Genomic DNA, 18,132 nt, shown 5'->3' on the forward strand with positions numbered 1-18,132 from the left:
CGCGCGCGGGCGGCCTGCTTGCGGGCCACCCGCGCGCGGGCGGCCCGAGCGTGATCGATCAGGCGACGGGAAGCCACCCGCACCAGCCATCCCCGTGGGTTGTCCGGTATGCCGTCCCGCGGCCACTGCTGCGCGGCCGCCGCCAGCGCCTCCTGCGCGGCGTCCTCGCAGTCCCCGAAGTCGCCGTACCGGCGCAGCAGCGCCCCGAGCACGTGCGACGACTCGCGTCGCCACACGTCCTCGAGGAGCTGCGGGTTCACTGGTCGTCGCCACCCGGCCACATGGTGGGCCGCAGCTCGATCGTCTCGCCCGGGCCGGAGAACTTCGCCGCGATCGCCTCGGCGCGCGCCTGGTCCTCGACGTCGATGAGGAAGAAGCCGGCCAAGTGCTCCTTCGCCTCGGCGTAGGGCCCGTCCGTGGCGAGGGGGTCGCCGTCCGCCCACCGGTAGAGGCGAGCGTTCGCCGGGTCACCGAGGGCCTCGGCGCTGACCAGCTCGCCGCGCTCGGACATCTCGCTCATCACCTTCTCGAAGCCGGCTTCGAGTGCCTCCCGCTGCTCGGTGGGCAGCGCCTTCTGCCCGGCGATGAAGTCGCCGGTGGGGTGGCCCCACGGCTGGGGGTTGGAGTGGATCAGGATGACGTACTTCATGGTGTTCTCCTTCGAGGTTCAGGAGGGGCCGGACGGCCTCTCACCCGGGACGTCGGAACCACCGCGCAGATCTCGACACACAGTCTGGCACCGGCTTTTGTGCGCGCGCCGCAACTGCGGCACGAGGTCAGCGCGATCGACCGGGCCGCTGAAGCCCGCGGCGACGTCGATGACCTGCACCGAGCCGGACTCCACCTCTGCCGCGCCGAGGACCGCGATGAGGCAGTCGCGCCGCCCCCGGCTGGCCCTGATCCGCGCGCCGAGCGAGCCGTCGACCTCGAGACGGGGGCGAAGACCGGCGGCGACCAGCTCGTCATACAGCATCCGGGCAGCCTCGTCCTGCTGCGGACCGACGGGCAGGACGCACAGCTGGACCGGTGCGAGCCAGAGCGGGAGGCGGCCCTGGTAGCGCTCGAGCAGCGAAGCCACGACGCGTTCCATCGCCCCCACGGTGCCACGGTGGATCATGACGACGCGCTGGCGGGAACCGTCTGCGGCGTCGTAGGACAGGTCGAAACGCTCGGGCTGGTTGAAGTCGAGCTGGACGGTGGCGATGGTCTCCTCGTGCCCACGCCCGTCGCGGACCTGCAGGTCGAGCTTGGGTCCGTAGAACGCGGCCTCGCCCTCGGCTTCGAGCAGTTCGAGCCCGCGGTCGGCGAGCCCGACCGCGCCGGCTGCCTCGCGCAGCGCCTGCTCCGCTTGCTCCCACTGCTCGGCAGAGCCGAGGTATGCCGGGTCGTCCCCGCCTCTGGAGAGTCGCACGTAGCCGACGGGGAGACCGAGAGTCTCCTGGGCGCGCAGTGCCGAGCGCAGGGCGCGGGCTGCCTCCCCGGCGATCTGGTCGGGTCGAGCGAAGACGTGGGTGTCGTCGAGGTTGATCTGCCGGACCCGGCTCAGGCCGGCCACGACACCGGAGCGTTCGGCGCGGAACATCGGCGCGAGCTCGTGCAGGCGGATCGGCAGCTCGCGGTAGGAGTGGCGGGAGGCCGCGTAGATGAGGGCGTGGTGCGGGCAGTTTGCCGGCCGCAGCACCAGCTCGTCTCCACCGACCGGCATGGGCGGGAAGATGTCATCGCTGAACTTCGCCCAGTGGCCCGACCGTTCGAAGAGGGCGCGCTTGCCGAGCACCGGGGAGTAGACGCCCTGGCAGCCGTCGGCCCTGGCAATCTCCCGGGCGAGGCGTTCCAGCTCCTCCCGGATGATGGCGCCGGCCGGGAGCCAGAGCGGCAGCCCGGACCCGATGAGCGGGTCGCCGGCGAAGATCCCCATGTCCTGGCCCAGGTCGCGGTGATCCAGGGCGATGGGGTTGGAGTGGTTCATGTCGGTCTCCTGGCGTGGTGAGGAGCCGGCCAGAGGACGACAAGGCCCCGGAGCCGAGCTCCGGGGCGGAAGGGTGCAGTCAGTGCATTCAGTGCAGCCTGGTGGCGCCGGAGGGGTCCGGCGTCGTCGTCCGCTGCGCGTGGCACATGTCAGGAGCGTAGGTCACCCGGGGGTCCCGCCGCCAACGCTTTCGACCGCTGACGGGTGCGTAGCCCTTGACCGCGCGCTGCGACTGCGCCGACATCACCGACAGGTCGGACTGGTGCGACATGGCAGACCCGCGGGACATGTTGGACAGGGCCGACAGCATGCTCATGGAGGAGCCGATCGAGCGAGCTTGTGCACGCAGCGCGGGTCCTCAATCTCAGACTGATGCGGCAGGGGCCGAGCGGTCACCGCAGCACGCACTGCATGGACCTCGCCGACCACGTGGTCACGCGAACGGGCACGCCCGAATGCGCCTGACTGGGCTGATCAGGACGCTCCGACCTTCACCCGCAGGGCGTGCTGGCCGCCACGGGAGCTATCCGGTCGGGCCGTGCGAATGCGGGTGGGCGTGGGAGTGGCCGTGCCCGGCCTGATCCCCTGACCTCACGGGGTCGCCCTGCCGCAACGGCCGTCCTTCGTAAGGGCCCTCGTGCGCGAGGATCGGCCGCCGGTCGCCGGCTTCCTCCGGGTGTGTGTCCTGGAACGAGCGCAGGGAATCGGCCTGCCGGCGCAGCCCGGTGAGATACTCAGGGTCTCCGCCGTAGGTGCCGCGCCAGGTCTGCGGCATCGCCTCCTGCGACGCGGGAGCTCGTCCCTGCCCACCGAGGCTGACCCGTGAGGGCAGCTTCCCCGTGGCCGCGCCGCACACCCGGCAGGGTGGCAACGGCGCGTCATACGACTGGATCACCTCGGTGACGTGGCCCTGTGCGCACCTCAGGTCATAGATGGCCATCGGTGCCTCACGTCCCCGTCACCACAGCTGCACCGAGCGCCGGAAGATGCCGGCGAGGTCCTCGGCCTCGACCGGCCGCGGCGAGGTGGTGAGCAGTCGCTGCTGCTTGAGGGTGCCGTCGACCAGGTCGTCGACGTCCGCCTCCTCGTAGCCGAGCGCGCCGATGCCGGCGGGGAGGTCGATGTCGCGCATCAGGTCGACGAGCACGGCCGGCAGGAACTGCTGGTCGTCGCTGGGCCGGTCTGCCTCCGGGGCCAGCATCTGCGCGATCTTCACGTGCCGTTCGGGAGACGCCTCGAAGGTGAACCGGAAGGCCTCCGGCGCGGTCATCGCGACGGACATGCCGTGCGGCACCATCGGTTCGTCGACGACGTAGTCCTTCGGTCGAAAGTCCTTGACCCGTCCCGCGATCGGGTAGGCGTTGGCGTGCGGGATGTGCACGCCGGCATTGCCGAAACCCATGCCGGCGAAGGTCGCCGCGATCGCCATGTCGGCTCGGGCCGCCCGGTCCTCGCCGTCGCGGACCGCAGCACGGAACGACCGGGCAAGCAGGGCCAGCGCCTTCTCCGACCACATGTCCGAGATCGGGTTGGCGCCGCAGTAGGGCACCCGCTGGTCGGGCTGCTTGTGCTCGTATGACGTGTACCACCGAGCTGTGTAGCTCTCCAGCGCGTGGCACAGGATGTCCATCCCGGCGGACGCGGTCACGCCCGGCGGCTGGGTCACGGTCAGGTCGGGGTCGATCACCGCGAGCGTGGGCCGCAGTCGCGCGTGGCTGATGCCGGTCTTGACCTTGAGGTCGAGCACGTCCAGGACGCACACCGTGGTGCTCTCCGCGCCGGTCCCGGTCGTGGTCGGCACCGCCACGAGAGGCTTGAGCGGATGCTCCGGGACGCGCCCCTGCCCCACCGGTGGGTTGAGGTAGTCCATCAGGTCGCCCTCGTTGGTGGTGAGCAGGTTGATCGCCTTGGCGGTGTCGATGCTCGACCCGCCGCCGACCGCGACGTAGGCGTCGAAGGGGCCGACCGAGCGGGCGTGGTCGATCGCCTCGCGCAGGCTCTCGTCGGTCGGTTCGACGTGCGCGCCGTCATAGACCTGGGCCGCGATGTCGAACCGGCCCATCTGGTCGGCGATCCGTTGCGGGTGGCCGCTGGCGGCGACGCCGTGGTCGGACACGACGAGGACCCGGCGCACGCCGTACTGCGCGAGGTCGAAGCCGATCTCGTCGGAGGCGCCCGGCCCGAACTTGAGCTGCGGCGCGCCATACGTGAAGACGGACTCGGGTGACTCCGGGGACGGGAGGGACACCGTGCTCACCACCCTCAGCTGTAGTAGCCGTCGGGGGCGGTGCGCAAGGTGGCCAGCTGTTTCGCGTCGTGGCCGAAGATCACTGTGGCGTCGCTCTCCTCGGCGATACCGCGGATCTTCTCCACCGAGCTGTAGAAGTCGTTCAGGTCGTTGACGATGGCCGCCGGGACCGCGGGCGGCCCGTAGGAGTCGCCCATGTAGACGGCGTCGGAGGTGAAGATCATGGTGCCGGTATCCGGCAGGTCGACCTTCATCGCCATCGTGCCGGGCGTGTGCCCGGGTGCCTCGATCAGGGTGATGCCGGGCATGAACTCGGTGTCGCCGGAGACGGTCTCGAAGTCCAGCCCGTCGTAGTCGGACTTCAGGTGCGCGCCGGTGAACAGCCCGTCGAAGCCGAGCGCGAAGTCCTTTTCCTTCCGGTTGCAGATCAGCTTGGCACCGGCGTCGGCAAACATCTTGAGGTTGCCGGCGTGGTCGAAGTGCAGGTGCGACATCACGACGTACTTGATCGACTCGGGGGCGACACCGAGCCGACCGAGCACCGCGTCGAGGTACTGGTCGTCGCTGACCTGGTCGTAGGGGAAGAAGTCCTGCAACCCGGTGGGCTCCCAACGAGTTTCCCAGTCACGCGGGCAACTGGTGTCCCACAGGATCGTGCCGTCGGGGGTCTCGACGAGGACGCAGTGGGTCGTGCAGGGATACCACTCGACCGGCTTGTCCTTGTCCTGTCTGGTGCGGATGCTCCGACCCGGCTTGAGCAGCAACCAGGTCAGGTCGCAACTCATCGCACCGCAGTCGAGGACGTGGAGTTTCATCGTGTCGGGCATGACCATCTCCTACCGGTGCCTCTCACCTTGGCACCAGCGCACCGCCCGGTCAACGGCCAAATGGGATCCACCCCGTGCCGGGGTCGTCCATCAGGCGGCTTGGGCCCAGGATGGTCCAGTCGAGCCCGGTGGAGCGCAGGTGGTCGTCCGGTGGAAGCTGCGGCTCTACGACTGGAACGACAGCCCACGGCATACCAACGAGGTCCATGGCACGGGCTCGACCATCTTCTACCTGGATTCGCATGCCCCGGCCATCACCTACGACTACACGCCCGCCGATGCCGGTGACCGGTTCTCGGCGCGTGCGCCCGGCACCAGGAAGGGTGAGATGACCGCCTTCGGTGTTGACGAGAAGGCTCGCGGGGCGAATACCGATCGACGCGAAGGAGCCGTCAGGTCCAGGGGCGCGGTGAACCGGAACCGATGACGCGGCTCAGTCCGGCGGGCCGTCCGGCTCCTCGGTGAGCAGCTGACCCAGCAGCACCCCGAGTGCCAGGTCATCGACCTGGCCGAGGTGCACGAACCGGAGCCGCCCCGTCTTGTCGATCACGAGGGTCGTGGGGGTGCCTTCGAGGTCGTAGCGGCGCATGGTCGCGGGCAGAGTGTGGTCGTCCTGCCGGTCCACGGCCACGGAGAAGTGGATACCGAACTCGTGGAGGAAGACCTCGAGGGCGTCCGGACCGGTCACCTCGTGGTGCTCGAAGACGGTGTGCAGCCCGATCACCGCCACCCGCGGGAACATCCGACGCACCTTCTGTGCTTGCGGCAGGCCGTAGCGGATGCAGCCGGGACACAGCATCTGGAACGCCTCGATGAGCACCACCCGCCCTCGCAACGACTCCAGCGGCGTCGGCTCACCGAACCACTGCGAGACCTCGAGCTCGGGTGCCAGCGGAACGGTGTGGGGAACGGTGGTCATGACTTCACCGTAGGAGTACTGCCCGCCACTGACCAGGGTTTGATCCGACTGTCAGGATGGCCCTCATGCACGGCTTCGGAATGCAGCCCCTCGACCGCGGTTACAGCGGCGAGACGTTCGTGGCAGAAGCGGACGGGGAGCGCACGGTCGTGCGGATCTACGCCCAGCGCGGTGCGCGGCGCGGGATCGCTGCTGTCGAGACCGATGCCGCGGTGCTGCGGCTGGTGCGAGGTCTGTTGCCCGTGCCCGAGGTGCTCGACATGCGGCGGCCCGACCCGGGCGCCGACGAGCCGGGCCTGCTGGTCACCTCGTTCCTGCCCGGGGAGCGGCTCGACCTGCTGCTGCCACGGCTCGACCAGCGAGGCCGCACCACCGTGGGTCAGGAGCTGGGCCGAACCCTCGGTCGCCTCGCCCAGATGCCGATGCGCAGCAGCGGGCAGTTCGTCGACGGTGGCCTGACCATCGAGCCCTGGAAGGAGGGCGTCGACCTGCTGGATTTCGTGTCCCACCAGCGCGACTCGTCGGCCATCGCGGAGTGGTCGGACGACGACTATCGCCGCTTGCAGGCAGTCGCCGAGCGTGGGCAGGACGTGCTGGACGAGACTGAGAGGGTCTGCCTCGTGCACAGCGACTTCAATCCCAAGAACCTTCTCATCGACCCGGAGACGGGGGCGCTGACCGGCTTGCTCGACTGGGAGTTCGCCCACGCCGGTATGCCGTTCGCGGACCTGGGCAACCTGCTGCGGTTCGACCGAGACCCCGATCTGGTGGGAGGCGTCGTGGAGGGCTACCTCGAGGTGGCAGGTCACCTCGACGGGCTGGACGAGCCGGGTGGCGCCGGAAGACTGCTGGAGCGGGCACGTGCCGCCGACCTGCTGGCCCTGGTCGAGCTGGCCGGACGCCGCGGGCAGAACCCTGTGGCCGACCGGGCCGACGCCCGGCTGCGAGCCATCGCGACCTCAGGGGACCTGCACGCGGTTGCCCACGGGTAGAGCCCAGCGGCAGCACGGACCCAACAATGGCCTTCCCGGCCGGTCGAGCCCGAAGCTCGTCCGGCCGGGAAGGTCCCGTGTTGCTATGAAGTTGTCGGGGTGCCCGGCGCGGCCGGGCTGAACTCACTTGAGGTTGACGTTCATCATCCCGTTCTGGTTGGTGCCGACGACCTGCAGCTTCATGCCGGAGCCACGGACCTGCACGCTGCCCTGGGGGTTGTCCGCGTCGTAGTAGGCCATCGGGTCGGAGTCGTCGAACACTGCAACGCCGGCACGAGACGGCACGTCCGCGGTCTGCGTCTTGACCTCGGCGCAGGAACCGTCGTCGGCCCGGTCGGCGCAGTACTCCTGGTGGAAGGTCACCGGGTCGGTGGCCTCCAGGCCGAACGTCGCGTCGAACGGCTGGAACCGGTTGCGCAGCACGTCGCCGGTGTCACTCCACTTCAGCGCCTGGGGGTGTGAGTCGACCGGCAGGATCAGGCCGTGTCCCGGGTGCTGAGAGGTGTTGTTGTCACCGTAGGCGGTGTCCCAGTACCAGACCAGCAGGCCGTTCTGGTAGGGGAAGTGCTCCACCCAGTTGGGCTTGCTGGCACCGAACCCGAAGTTGTACGGCCCCTGCGCCAGCGTGGTGTCGTAGCCCACGTACTGCCGGTTCTCGGCGACGTAGTAGTTCTTGAACTGCTTGGTGTATTCACCGGTGGTGGTGATGAACTTGTCCAGCGTCCAACCGGAGTCATCGCTCTCGAAACCGGCCGACAGGGCGTCACCCACGTGCACGCCGTCGACCAACAGGCCGAGGTTGTGCGCGGCGGCGTCGTTGACCGTCTCGAACCGCACCTGCACGTCCTGGCCGGCGTAGTCGCTCAGGTCGGCGGTCAGGTCCACCCACTGCTTGTCGGTGGTGCCGGTGATGCCGTAGCCGTGGTTGTTGCCGTTGGGGTTGGTCGACGTCGACCGGTTGGTCGCCACCGGGGTGAAGCTCGCACCGCCGTCGGTAGAGACCATCAGGTAGCCGTAATCCCAGTCGAGCTCGAGGTCGTAGTTGACCTTGGCGGTGAGCTGGCCGCCCACCGGGACGGTGAACGAGGGGCTGGTCGCGTCGGCCGTGCGGTCGTCACCGGTGCCGGAGTAGAGGTACTTCTCGCCCTCCGGGGCAGTGGCGCCCAGGTTGGTGGTCACCGACTTGTCCGGCAGCAGCACCACGAGCGCCTGGGCCTTCTTCGTGGCGTGCTCGGCGACACCGAGCGTGTGTGAAGACTTGGTGCCGGCCTTGGCGACGTCGTAGTCCAACCAGCCGAGCTGCAGCTTGTCCCACGCGTTCATGTGGCTCGGGGTGGTGCCGATCGAGTCCTTGCCGTGGCCCATCCACGACCCGGAGCTCATCAGCGTCCAGAAGCCGGTGCCGTTGTCGCCGCCCGCCGTGTCGTACTCGTCCGGCAGCCCGAGGTCGTGCGCGAACTCGTGCGCGAAGACACCGAGGCCACCGTTCTCCGGCTCGGTGGTGTAGTCACCGATCCAGTAGCCGGTGTTGCCGATCTGCACACCACCCAGCTTGTTGGCGTCCGGGCCGGTGCTGCCGATGTCCTTGACACCGACGTACCAACGGTGTGCCCAGATGGCCCACGAGGGTGCGCCGGCGGACTCGTCCTCACCGGCGCGGATCGACTGGAAGTGGTCGATGTAGCCGTCCGGCTCGTTGTAGTTGCCGTCACCGTCGTAGTCGTAGCGGTCCCACTGGTCGAACTGCGCCAGGTAGTCCGCGACGTCGGCGTCGGACTTGCCCTTCGCCTCCTGGTCGGCGACCCACGCGTCGGCCGCCTGCTGGGTGAAGGCGGTCATGTCATCGTTGGACTCGTTCTCGCCGAAGCACGCCTCACCGTCCGGGATCTTCACCCAGTCGCTGACGTCGCCGCCGATCTCGAACCGACCGCTGGACAGCTCCTGGTAGAAGCCCTTGAAGGACTCGCCGCCCTGGTCGGGCAGGCCCTTGTAGAACATGTCCAGGTAGTGCTCGCGGTTGAAGTCGGGCTCCCAGTACGTCGTGTTGTCCATGCTGCGGTCCGGCTTCGGGATGTTGTTGTGGACCGGACCCCCCTTGGGGTTCATGTCACACGTGTTGCCTGTCGGGCTGCTGTAGCCCGTCCCGTCCCCGAAGTCGACCAGGAACGTCAGGATGTCGGTCGATTCCTGCACGCCGTACTGGGCCCACTGTCCGGGGGCCACCTTGACGACGTCGACGCCGTTCTTCTTCTGGACCTTCGCCTTGCCGCTGGCCACCAGCTCGGCAGCCTTTCGCTGCTCGGCCCGTTGCTTCTGGATCGGGGCCGCCGGGCGGTCGTCCAGCTTGTGCTGGGCGTTGGTCTGGTGATCGGGCGAAGCCACCTGCGGGGCCGGACTCGCTGCTGCCGCAGGGATGGACAGGGCCGTCACTGCGGCAGCCGATGTGACCAGTCCGATCAGGACGCTGGGTGCGCGTCGTCTCACGAGTTCCTCCAGGGTCGAGTCACACCACGATGAGCACCATCGACCACTGCCTGACGGCAGAAGAGTCCCCCGACTACACACTCTGCGGCGACGAATACATCGCGGTAGCAGCCCGGGCGGGTTGCTGGGCAGAGACTGGCACAGCCTGCCGCCTCTGTCGAGGGTGCCCGAAAGTCCTTGCCGAAACGTTACCCAAGGCAACGAGGCGGCCTCGACTCCTCGGAACTGCTTGGCTCCAGCGACGGTTCGCCCGGAGCGGAGAGCGTGAGCACCGCGCGCTCGACCATGTCGCGGCGCGCCAGTCGTGATTCGACCGTCTGCATCAGCGTGGCCAGCTGGTCCTCGGGCGGGTTGCCGGTCAGGTCGACCGCGGCCACGAGGAAGAGCCGCCCCGGCCCGACGTACTCCAGGTGCAGGAAGGTGACGTGGTCGACCTCGTCCATGGCCAGAAGCGCTCTGAGCGCCTGGTCCCGGACCCGCGGGCTGGCGGCCTGACCCGTGAGGAAGTCTCGGTTGCGACCGATGAGGAACATGGCCACGGCCGCCAGCAGCAACCCCACGGCGATGGAGCCCAGCGCGTCATACATCGCGTTGCCGGTGGCTTGGTGCAGCCCGATGCCGAGGGCCGCGAGGACGACTCCGATCAGGGCCGCACCGTCCTCCGCGAAGACGGCTCGCAGCGTGGGATTGGATGTCGCGGTGACGTAGCGCAGCGGGTGCAGGCCCACCGAGCCGGCCGCACCCCTCGTCTGCCGCAGGGCCTGCAGGAAGGAGACTCCCTCGAGGACGAAGGCGATGGCCAGCACGACGTAGGCCCACAGGTAGGAGGTCTCACCTTCATGGCCGCCGATGAGCTGCTGTATGCCGTGACCGATGGAGACCACGGCGCCCACCATGAAGAGGCCGAAGGCCGCGAACATCGACCAGACGTAGGCCTCGCGCCCGTGACCCAGCGGATGGGCCTCGTCGGCAGGCTTCGCCGACTTCTTCTCGGCGACCAGCAGGAAGACCTCGTTGCCCGTGTCCGACCAGGAGTGCGCGGCCTCGGCCACCATGGAGGCGGAGCCGGTCATGACGGCCACCAGGCTCTTCGCCGCGGCGATGAGCGCGTTGGCGGCCAGGGCGACCACGACCGTGAGCAGGCTGTCACCACCGCCCGAGTGCGCCTCTTCCTCTGACGCCATCGACCGCCTCCTCGGTGTCAGGGGTCCACTCTGCCACGCCGTTTCCGGTGCAGCAGGCCGTCCAGGGGCGAGCGGCGGGCCAGCGCCACGTCCCGGACACCGCCACCCGGGCCTTCGGCCGCCCGGTCAGCCGGCGAACCCCCGGAGCGGATCCCGAGGGCGAACAACAACGGCGCGAGGACGAACAGCCCGATCGGCGGGATGCCTGCGCCGGAGTCGTTGGCGAAGAAGCCGAGGGTCCAGCAGATGGTGGCCGCAGCCAAGCCGTGGCCGAGGAACGGCACGCTCTCCCAGAGCCGTTGGACGGGGCGCAACCACCGCAGCGGCGGCGCGACGAGGAGCGCGATCGCGAGGACCAGGAGAAGGGGGCTCAACGGCACGTACCAGGCTGACGTCAGCAGCTTCCAGTTGCCCTCGACGATCTGCCCCACGCCACCCCATCGACCGTCTTCAAGGAGGCCCGCCACGAACTCGCCGAGGTGGGTGCGGTAGCTCGGCGGACGTAGGTAGTCGGCGAACGCCACCAGAGCGACGATGCCTGCGGTCGAGCTGCCGATGACGGCCACCCGTTGCCATGTGACCTTGAGGCCTCCCGCGTTCATGGTGAGGTAGGCGAAGGCCGGCAGCAGGGCGGCAGGTCCGCCGCCGTCCGCCCCCCACTCCGGGTAGCCGTCGACGATGATGACGGGAACTCCCACGATCAGGACCGTCAGGGCGGCCAACCACCGGTGGCCCGCACCGCTCGCGTGCCCGGCAACGCGGGCATGTCCGGCCAGGATGGCGGCGAACACCAGGGCGGCCGTCGCCATCATGGCGAATCCGACGTTGCCCACGCCGTAGAACCTGCCGCCGTAGACGGGCTGGAGCCCCAGCATGGAGGTGAACTGCAGACGGGAGCCGTGGACGACGTCGAGTGCGACGGTCAGGGCGGTGATGCCGAGGATCACGCACATCGGCCCGGGGCGCCACCGCCGCCACGGCCCGAAGTAGCCGATGGCAGAAATGGTCACGGCGATGGCGAGGACCCCGGCCGTGAGCGCGAGACCTGGATGTGGCGCGTCCCACCACGGGACCAGGCCGACCAGGAACGTCGACGCAGGGATCGACGACATGGCCCCCGCGATCCAGGCGCCCAGACCACGCAGTGGCCGTGACCGCTGCACCCTCACACTGTTGCGGTGGGCCCATCGTCGGTAAACCACCACCGCGAAGACACCGACAGCGAGGACGAGGCCAGCGATGGTCAGGGATCTCAAGAAGAAGGTTTGAGCAACGGAGTACTCAACCGAAAGTTGCTTTCCCAGGTCTTTCACGGAGTCGAAGGGGCCGTCCACGTCTGTCGTCGGCAGGACGAGGGGCTGCCTCGCCTCTGTTTTCGGCGGTCCGACGTTCGGGGCCTGGAGCAGAAGGAGTCGCGCAAGGTCGGCGGTGGTCACCACTCCCGGCTGACGGGTGTTCAGCGAGGTGAGCCGGCCGTGGGGGATTCCCGGACCTGTGATCACTGCGCCACGCAGGTGCTCGGGCGACCTGTCGTCCGCAATCCCGGCCACGATGACGGTGGCGTTGTCGGGGATGCGCTTCAGGAGGGAGGGAAGCAGCTCCGCGCTGGGCGTACCGAGGCTGACCAGGGTGAGGGCGCAGGCATTGAAGTCCACCTGGCGGGGGTCGGCGACGTAGTGGCGCACCGTGCCGGTGCGGTTGGCAGCGCCGATGGCGGCGGCGGGGCCGGCCGCCATGATGCACTTGTCGGAGAGGTCGAACGATGAGCCCAGGAGACCGAGATCCACCTTGGGGTTGACGTTGTGGGTGGCCCGACGAATATCGGCCCACGTCGGGAAGTATGCCGAGGGGCCTTCCTGCAGCGGCCGGGGAATCGGTGGGCACGGCCCAGGCTCCTCACCCGGCTCCGTCGCGTCCGGCCCCGGAAAGACTCCGGTGCGTGCCACGGCCGAGACGGTCAGCCAGGAGTTCTTGCTGCAACTGTGCCCGCGGTAGTTGCGCACCAGGACCCCTCCCACGGCGCCACGGCGCGTCATGGCGTAGACCTGCGGATGTTCCTTGTGGGTGGTGGAGTCCCACTTGAGTGCGGGGACCGAGATGAACACCACCTGCCCGGAGGGCTTGATCGCGACCGACGGATGGTGGCGGGTGTTCAGGGAGATGCCGAAGGAGGTCCCCAGAACGACGATGGCGGCGACGGCACACCAAGCAATCCACCGACGCAGCACCTCAGCAAGATTAGACGGTCCGCTCGTGGGGGTGGGGCGGGGCGCGCCCGCGAGGCTGACCGTCAGTCCCTTCCTGCATCATGGCCCCATACATCGTGGGACGGAGGTGGACGGATGGGTCCAAGACGTGGTCGGCCAGCGGCGTTGCCACTCGACACCACCCCGTTCGACGCGCCGGTCGTCGATGTGGGCAGCAGGGTCGCCTGGCTCCTGCGCAGCAGCCGCCTGCGACACCACGACCGCGAGGTTCGTTCGCAGAGCCTCTTCGCGGCCCGTCTGCGAGCGAGAGGACTGACGGCCGACGCGGGCCGCGTCTCCGCTTGGGAGAACGGTCGGGTCGTCGTGCCCAAACCCGTCCTGATGGCCTATGCCGAGGAGCTCGGCCTCGCCTACGGTTCCTTGCGTGCTGCGCACTCCTCGTTGCGGAGGGTGCTCGCCTGCCCGGGCCAGCGCACTCGCGCAGTGAGAGGAGCATCGCCCTCGGCCACGCAGACCAGGGTGGACGCCGTCTACTCCCGGCTCGGCCACGAGCCCAGCGGTGGCGACTGGCTCGACCTGGCCGAGCTGATGTCGGGCGAGGCGGGGGTCGTCCTGCCGACCTCCCTGATGGAGGAGCTGGTGCTGCGGCTCCTGCGGGAGACCATGCGTGGCGTCGGACCCGCCTACACCACGCGGATCGATGCGCTCACCCGGCTGATCGCCACGCCCCGGCTGACCGCACTGGTCACCCGGTGCACCAACGCCGTCGTGCGGGAACCCGGGGCGCAGGGGGTCGCCGACCTGGTCGCCCTGCTCGGCGAGGTCGGCGACGTCGAGACCACGCGCCTGCTCCTCGGCCACCTTCGTGAGGGCGCACGGACCGTGCGGGTCGGTGCGACTCACGCAGTCCTCAACCTGGTGACCACCGGCCTGCTGCCCTCGGGGGAGGCCAGACGCCTTGCGCGCACCCTGGACGAGCTCGCTGCTGCGGAGCAAGACGGCCAGGGAGTGGCGATCTCGCAGATGATCGGCTCGCGGCTGGCCTGGTCCGATAGGGCCGGGACAGCTCAACCGAGGAACCCCGCGGGCCCGCTGGCGCCGGGTGCTGCCCGCCCTCAACGCCTCGTGGACGATCGGGAGGCCTCTCGTCGTGTGCTGGTCGCGTTCGAGGCAGCGAGCCTCGAACGTGGTCTGCCGGCAGATGGGATGTACCTCCGGCTGGCGCAGGAAGCTCTGTCCAGCTGGTTCATCGAGCGACAGCGTCACGCCGGACTGCTGTTGATGATGAGCCCTCACCGGCAGGCGGCGGCCGACGGTGCACTCGTCATAGCGACGAGCGACGCCTGCCGGCCACTTCGCTCACGTGCGTTGACGCTGCTGACCTATGTCGCCACGCCGGCGCAGGCGCCGGCTCTCGTGCCGTGGCTGGAAGATCCTGACCGTGACCGCCAGCGCGCTGCGCTGCTCGCGCTGAGCCATGCCGGCGCCCTCCCCACCGGCGCCGACCTGACTCGCATCGGGCGGGACGACCCGGCGCTCGCCGGCACGGTCTCCTACGCCGCGGGGATGTCGGGACATCCGATCCTGGAGGTGTGGGCCAAGGACGATGCCGCCACGTCCCGGTGGCGCACGACCGCACGGTGGTGGCAGAGCACCGGCTCCGCCGTGCGGGACTGAACGGCTTGAGGCCGCGGCGGGTGGCACGCGGTCACTGCGGTCGGTCTCTGTCCGTCCCGGCGCCGGGTCGGCTGTCCCCGTGCCAGACGGGCAGCGCCGACGGAACCAGGCCGTCCTCGCAAGCACGGTGGTAGAGCTCCAGCTTGGTGCCGGCCGACCGGCTGAGGAGCGCGTACTTGCGACGCACCCGCTTGAGGTACTCCTTCACCGAGCCCTCCTTGATGCCGAGTCGCCGTGCGACGGACTTCGACGGCAGGCCGGACACGTAGAGGCACAGCACGTCCCGCTCGCGGGTGGACAAGGCAGGACGGTCTGGCCCGAGTCGTCGCTGGTCGATGCCTCGTTGCTCGATGGTGGCGGTCACAGGGGCGATGCAAGCATCGGCTCGGCTGCAGCGCCTCATTGTTCGGAGATCTCGTGCAACACATAACAATGTCGCAGCGGCGGCGACATCTCGTCCCCTCTTGGGGATACACCCACGCACGGCAGAGCCGACGAGTGTGTCAAACGCCAGACGCGAACGCACCGAATCCCTAACGTTCCCAACGCCCAGCCAGGGCAGACGAACACGAGGGAGCACCATGAACACCAGCGTCAAAGCACGACTCGCGGCAGCCACGGCGACCCTGGCGGTCGCCGGCGGGCTCGCCGTCGCAGCGTCCGGCACCACCGGCGCCTACTTCAGCGACACCGCGAACGGAGCCATCAGCGGCACCATCGGCACCGTCAAGGTGGAGACCGGAGGCGGCACGGGGGCAGACCTGCTCAACGTCAACTTCACCAACCTGATGCCGGGTGAGGCGCAGACCGTCAAGGCCACCTACAAGAACACCGGCACAGGCAACCAGGACATCTGGGTCGTCTTCCCGAACGACATCGCTCTGTACGCCCTCAACGACCTCGGCTCCTACGGACACCTCAAGATCTCCTCCACCAGTGCCGGTCAGGTCTTCGCGTCCGACAACCTGCTCCACGGGGTCACCTGTTACACCGCGGCACCCGACGGACGCCCGGACGCCTGCCCGCTCGGGACGCAGTACAAGCTCGCGTCGAACCTCGCCCCCGGCGGCAGCGGCCGGATGGACTTCACCTTCGCCTACGACGGGAGGCTCGACAACGCATCCCAGGGCGGAAGCTTCAACTTCTACCCGGTGGGCACGAAGGACAACGCCGGGCTGCCCTACCAGATCGTGGCCACCCAGCCGGGTCAGGCTCCCGGAGCCTGACCCCGTCCGCGGGTGGGGCCGCCGACCCGGCCTCACCCGCTGTGACGGCCAACCGGCCGTCACAGACCTGTTCGCCGCGGCACAGTGGAGGAGACGATGGCTCGATCGCGCGGTTCGGTGTGGTCCGTGGCGGGTTGGCTGCTGCTGGCGGTCTGCCTGGGTGCGGTGCTGTTCATCGGTCTGCGGGCGCCATACGCCTTGTATGCCGTGCGGACCGGATCGATGACCCCGACCATCACGCCGCGCAGCGCGGTGCTCGTGCACGAGGGTGACTACCACGTCGGCCAGACCGTCTCGTTCCGGCACGACGGTGGCGTCATCACCCACCGCCTGGTCGACACCAAGGATGACGGCACGGTCGTCACCAAGGGCGACGCCAACGAGACGCCCGACCCGTTCATCGTGCACAGGTCCGACATCATCGGCGGCGTCGTGGCGGCGCCTCCGGCGCTGGGCTACTGGCTCGTCTTCCTCAAGGACCCGGCAGGGGCGGGGTCCTTGGTGCTGGGCCTGGTGGCGATCCGGCTGCTCTGGTCGTCGGCGGGTCAAGCCGGGCGGCAGGAGTCGGGGCCCTCACAAGCGGGTCGGCGTGGTGCGGTGGACGGGCCGGTGCCGAGCGAACCGGCTCACCAGCACGCCCTCGCTGTGGGTGAGGGTCGGTAGCCGCTTGCTCAGCACGTGCACCTGCGCGGCGGTGTCATCGATGCTGCCGACTTCGTCAATGACCCCGGCCGTGTGCAGCAGCCGCTCGGTCAGGCTGGTCTTACCGGCATTTTGCCGGGCGTCGACCCCCTGTCGACCCCTCGCCCGATGGCCCGGGCCAGAAATCCATGGTGCCGATGGCCCCGGCCAGAAATCCATGGTGCGGGTCTCGACCGCGGAACTAGTCTGGGAGGTCCGACACTCGACGACAGGAGCACGCGATGGCCTCTCGACTCAACCCCTACATCGGCTTCACCGACAATGCCCGCCAGGCGATGGAGTTCTACGAGAGTGTCTTCGGTGGCACCCTCGCGCTCAACACCTTCGGCGAGGCCGGTGGACCGCAGACCTCGGACGCCGACAAGGACAAGATCATGCACGGCATGCTCGAGACCGAGGCGGGCTACACGATCATGGGAGCCGACACCCCCGAAGGCATGGAGCACCACGCCGGCACCAACATCTCGGTGAGCCTGAGTGGGGACGACGCCGACCAGCTGCGGAGCTACTGGGAGAAGCTGTCCGCCGGTGGCACGGTGACGGTGCCGTTGGAGAAGCAGGTGTGGGGCGACGAATTCGGCATGTGCGTGGACCAGTTCGGCATCGGCTGGATGGTCAACATCGGGTCGCCACAGACCTGAGCTAGCCGTCTCGGTTTGCGGTGCCTATCTCGACTCTGACGGTGAGCGAAGGCCAACCGTGCCTCCTCTGCTGGACGACGGCGCCGGTGTTGTGAAGAGGGCTCGGGGTGTGTGGACAGCGGGGCGTTCGCGGAAGGAGATGTGGATAAGCGTAGGGCGAATTCGACTGATAAATATGAGGATTCGTTGTTGATAAGTATCCCGGTTGTCGGTTGGGACGGGTAGTCTGGATACATGTTCGAAGCCCAGTCCGCTGCGGAGGCGTACCCGCAGCCGCCCGAGACGGCCGCTGCCGGGACGCTGTCTGGCGGGCGTACGGCGGCAGGCGCGGACCACGCTGACCCGGCAGAATCGGCGGCGCCCGTTGCCCAGAGTGAGGGGCGTCCGGTGTTGGGTGGGGTGGTCGCGGCGGCGGCCGCGTTGGCGACCGCCGTGGGGGAGCCGTCGTGGCGGCTGCAGCAGGACGAGCTGGGGATGGTGTTGGAGGGGTTGGCCGCGGTGCGCCGGGACGCGGAGCGGCTGATGGTGGCGGTGGTGGGCGATGCGGCCGGCCGGGCGACGCCGGAACGGGAGGAGCACTCCTCGGGCGCGGACTACGTGGCCGCGCACAGCCCCGGGTTGGACTCGGCTGCGGCGCACCAGGTGGTGCGGGTGGCCAAGGCGTGCGAGGAGGCCAAGCATGCCCCGTTGGCCGCGGCGGTGCGGGCGGGGGAGGTGCCGGTGCGCAAGGCGGACCGGGTGCTGCGGGCGCTGGAGCAGGTCGAGCCGTTCCTGACGTTCGAGGAGTATGTGGCCGACCAAGAGATCATCCTGCCGGTCGCGATGAGCGGGACCGAGCGGCAGCTGCGGCAGGTGTTGCGCTACCTGGTGGAGTGCGCCCGGCCCGAGCAGGACAGTGACGACTTCGAGGAGAGGCAGCGCCGGGGTCGGGGGTTGTCCGAGCGGGCGGTCGCCGGGGGACTGGCGGAGTTCGTGTGGCGGCTGGACTCCGAGGGCGCGGCGTTCGTGCGGGCCGCGATCGGACCGCTGGCCAAGCCGGCGCCGGACGGTGACGGG

19 protein-coding genes are annotated in these 18,132 nt (G+C 69.1%); 7 read left to right on the forward strand and 12 right to left on the reverse strand.

The window, feature by feature from the left end; translation table 11 throughout:
• The 7 genes from FRW57_RS06330 to FRW57_RS06360 form a co-directional block, all read right to left on the reverse strand.
• The coding region (locus FRW57_RS06330) for a sigma factor (protein WP_275263118.1) at positions 1-260 on the reverse strand (260 nt) is incomplete at its 3' end.
• Entirely contained in the window at positions 257-649 is a 393-nt protein-coding gene (locus FRW57_RS06335; protein WP_152185580.1) for a YciI family protein, read from the reverse strand. The genes FRW57_RS06330 and FRW57_RS06335, both read right to left, overlap by 4 nt.
• Before the next feature lie 18 nt (positions 650-667).
• Positions 668-1,969 (reverse strand): threonine--tRNA ligase, encoded by a 1,302-nt coding sequence (locus FRW57_RS06340; protein ID WP_152185581.1) that lies wholly within the window; start codon positions 1,967-1,969, stop codon positions 668-670.
• A gap of 88 nt (positions 1,970-2,057) precedes the next feature.
• The gene (locus FRW57_RS06345; protein WP_152185582.1) at positions 2,058-2,285 is read right to left on the reverse strand and encodes a hypothetical protein; all 228 of its coding nucleotides are present in this window, start codon (positions 2,283-2,285) and stop codon (positions 2,058-2,060) included.
• 207 nt (positions 2,286-2,492) lie between these two features.
• Positions 2,493-2,909, reverse strand: a complete 417-nt coding sequence (locus FRW57_RS06350; RefSeq protein WP_152185583.1) for a zinc ribbon domain-containing protein — start codon at positions 2,907-2,909, stop codon at positions 2,493-2,495.
• Between the two features lie 18 nt (positions 2,910-2,927).
• On the reverse strand, positions 2,928-4,226 hold the full coding sequence (locus tag FRW57_RS06355; protein ID WP_238999335.1) for a hydroxyacid-oxoacid transhydrogenase: 1,299 nt from the start codon (positions 4,224-4,226) through the stop codon (positions 2,928-2,930).
• 5 nt (positions 4,227-4,231) lie between these two features.
• Positions 4,232-5,044, reverse strand: a complete 813-nt coding sequence (locus FRW57_RS06360) for an N-acyl homoserine lactonase family protein (RefSeq protein WP_238999337.1) — start codon at positions 5,042-5,044, stop codon at positions 4,232-4,234.
• Positions 5,045-5,183: 139 nt separating this feature from the next.
• On the opposite strand from FRW57_RS06360, the gene FRW57_RS23025 reads away from it, so the two are divergent.
• Positions 5,184-5,471: a hypothetical protein gene (locus tag FRW57_RS23025; RefSeq protein ID WP_162529285.1), complete on the forward strand. Its 288-nt coding sequence runs from the start codon at positions 5,184-5,186 to the stop codon at positions 5,469-5,471.
• A 6-nt stretch (positions 5,472-5,477) separates the two neighbouring features.
• Here the strand turns inward: FRW57_RS23025 and FRW57_RS06370 are convergent, their stop codons facing one another.
• Positions 5,478-5,963: a TlpA family protein disulfide reductase gene (locus FRW57_RS06370; protein WP_152185584.1), complete on the reverse strand. Its 486-nt coding sequence runs from the start codon at positions 5,961-5,963 to the stop codon at positions 5,478-5,480.
• Positions 5,964-6,028: 65 nt separating this feature from the next.
• Between FRW57_RS06370 and FRW57_RS06375 the strand changes: the two genes are divergently transcribed.
• A complete protein-coding gene (locus FRW57_RS06375; RefSeq protein ID WP_203230230.1) occupies positions 6,029-6,955 on the forward strand; it encodes a phosphotransferase family protein in 927 nt (308 codons plus the stop codon).
• Positions 6,956-7,078: 123 nt separating this feature from the next.
• Here FRW57_RS06375 and FRW57_RS06380 read toward each other — a convergent pair whose 3' ends face one another.
• From FRW57_RS06380 to FRW57_RS06390, 3 genes are all read right to left on the reverse strand, one after another.
• On the reverse strand, positions 7,079-9,439 hold the full coding sequence (locus tag FRW57_RS06380; protein WP_238999340.1) for an immune inhibitor A domain-containing protein: 2,361 nt from the start codon (positions 9,437-9,439) through the stop codon (positions 7,079-7,081).
• A gap of 188 nt (positions 9,440-9,627) precedes the next feature.
• Positions 9,628-10,623 (reverse strand): cation diffusion facilitator family transporter, encoded by a 996-nt coding sequence (locus FRW57_RS06385; RefSeq protein ID WP_152185586.1) that lies wholly within the window; start codon positions 10,621-10,623, stop codon positions 9,628-9,630.
• Between the two features lie 17 nt (positions 10,624-10,640).
• Positions 10,641-12,851, reverse strand: a complete 2,211-nt coding sequence (locus tag FRW57_RS06390; protein WP_152185587.1) for a hypothetical protein — start codon at positions 12,849-12,851, stop codon at positions 10,641-10,643.
• A gap of 114 nt (positions 12,852-12,965) precedes the next feature.
• Between FRW57_RS06390 and FRW57_RS06395 the strand changes: the two genes are divergently transcribed.
• Positions 12,966-14,507, forward strand: coding sequence for a hypothetical protein (locus FRW57_RS06395; protein ID WP_152185588.1), 1,542 nt, complete (start codon positions 12,966-12,968; stop codon positions 14,505-14,507).
• A 31-nt stretch (positions 14,508-14,538) separates the two neighbouring features.
• Here FRW57_RS06395 and FRW57_RS23030 read toward each other — a convergent pair whose 3' ends face one another.
• Positions 14,539-14,871 (reverse strand): response regulator transcription factor, encoded by a 333-nt coding sequence (locus FRW57_RS23030; RefSeq protein WP_162308091.1) that lies wholly within the window; start codon positions 14,869-14,871, stop codon positions 14,539-14,541.
• A 217-nt stretch (positions 14,872-15,088) separates the two neighbouring features.
• On the opposite strand from FRW57_RS23030, the gene FRW57_RS06405 reads away from it, so the two are divergent.
• From FRW57_RS06405 to FRW57_RS06425, 4 genes are all read left to right on the forward strand, one after another.
• Positions 15,089-15,733 (forward strand): hypothetical protein, encoded by a 645-nt coding sequence (locus tag FRW57_RS06405; protein ID WP_152185589.1) that lies wholly within the window; start codon positions 15,089-15,091, stop codon positions 15,731-15,733.
• Positions 15,734-15,829: 96 nt separating this feature from the next.
• Positions 15,830-16,396: a signal peptidase I gene (locus FRW57_RS06410; RefSeq protein ID WP_137119644.1), complete on the forward strand. Its 567-nt coding sequence runs from the start codon at positions 15,830-15,832 to the stop codon at positions 16,394-16,396.
• Positions 16,397-16,656: 260 nt separating this feature from the next.
• Entirely contained in the window at positions 16,657-17,076 is a 420-nt protein-coding gene (locus tag FRW57_RS06420; protein WP_137119646.1) for a VOC family protein, read from the forward strand.
• Positions 17,077-17,310: 234 nt separating this feature from the next.
• The coding region (locus tag FRW57_RS06425; protein WP_152185591.1) for a DUF222 domain-containing protein at positions 17,311-18,132 on the forward strand (822 nt) is incomplete at its 3' end.

This window comes from Segeticoccus rhizosphaerae, assembly GCF_009192725.1.
GTDB lineage: Bacteria > Actinomycetota > Actinomycetes > Actinomycetales > Dermatophilaceae > Segeticoccus > Segeticoccus rhizosphaerae.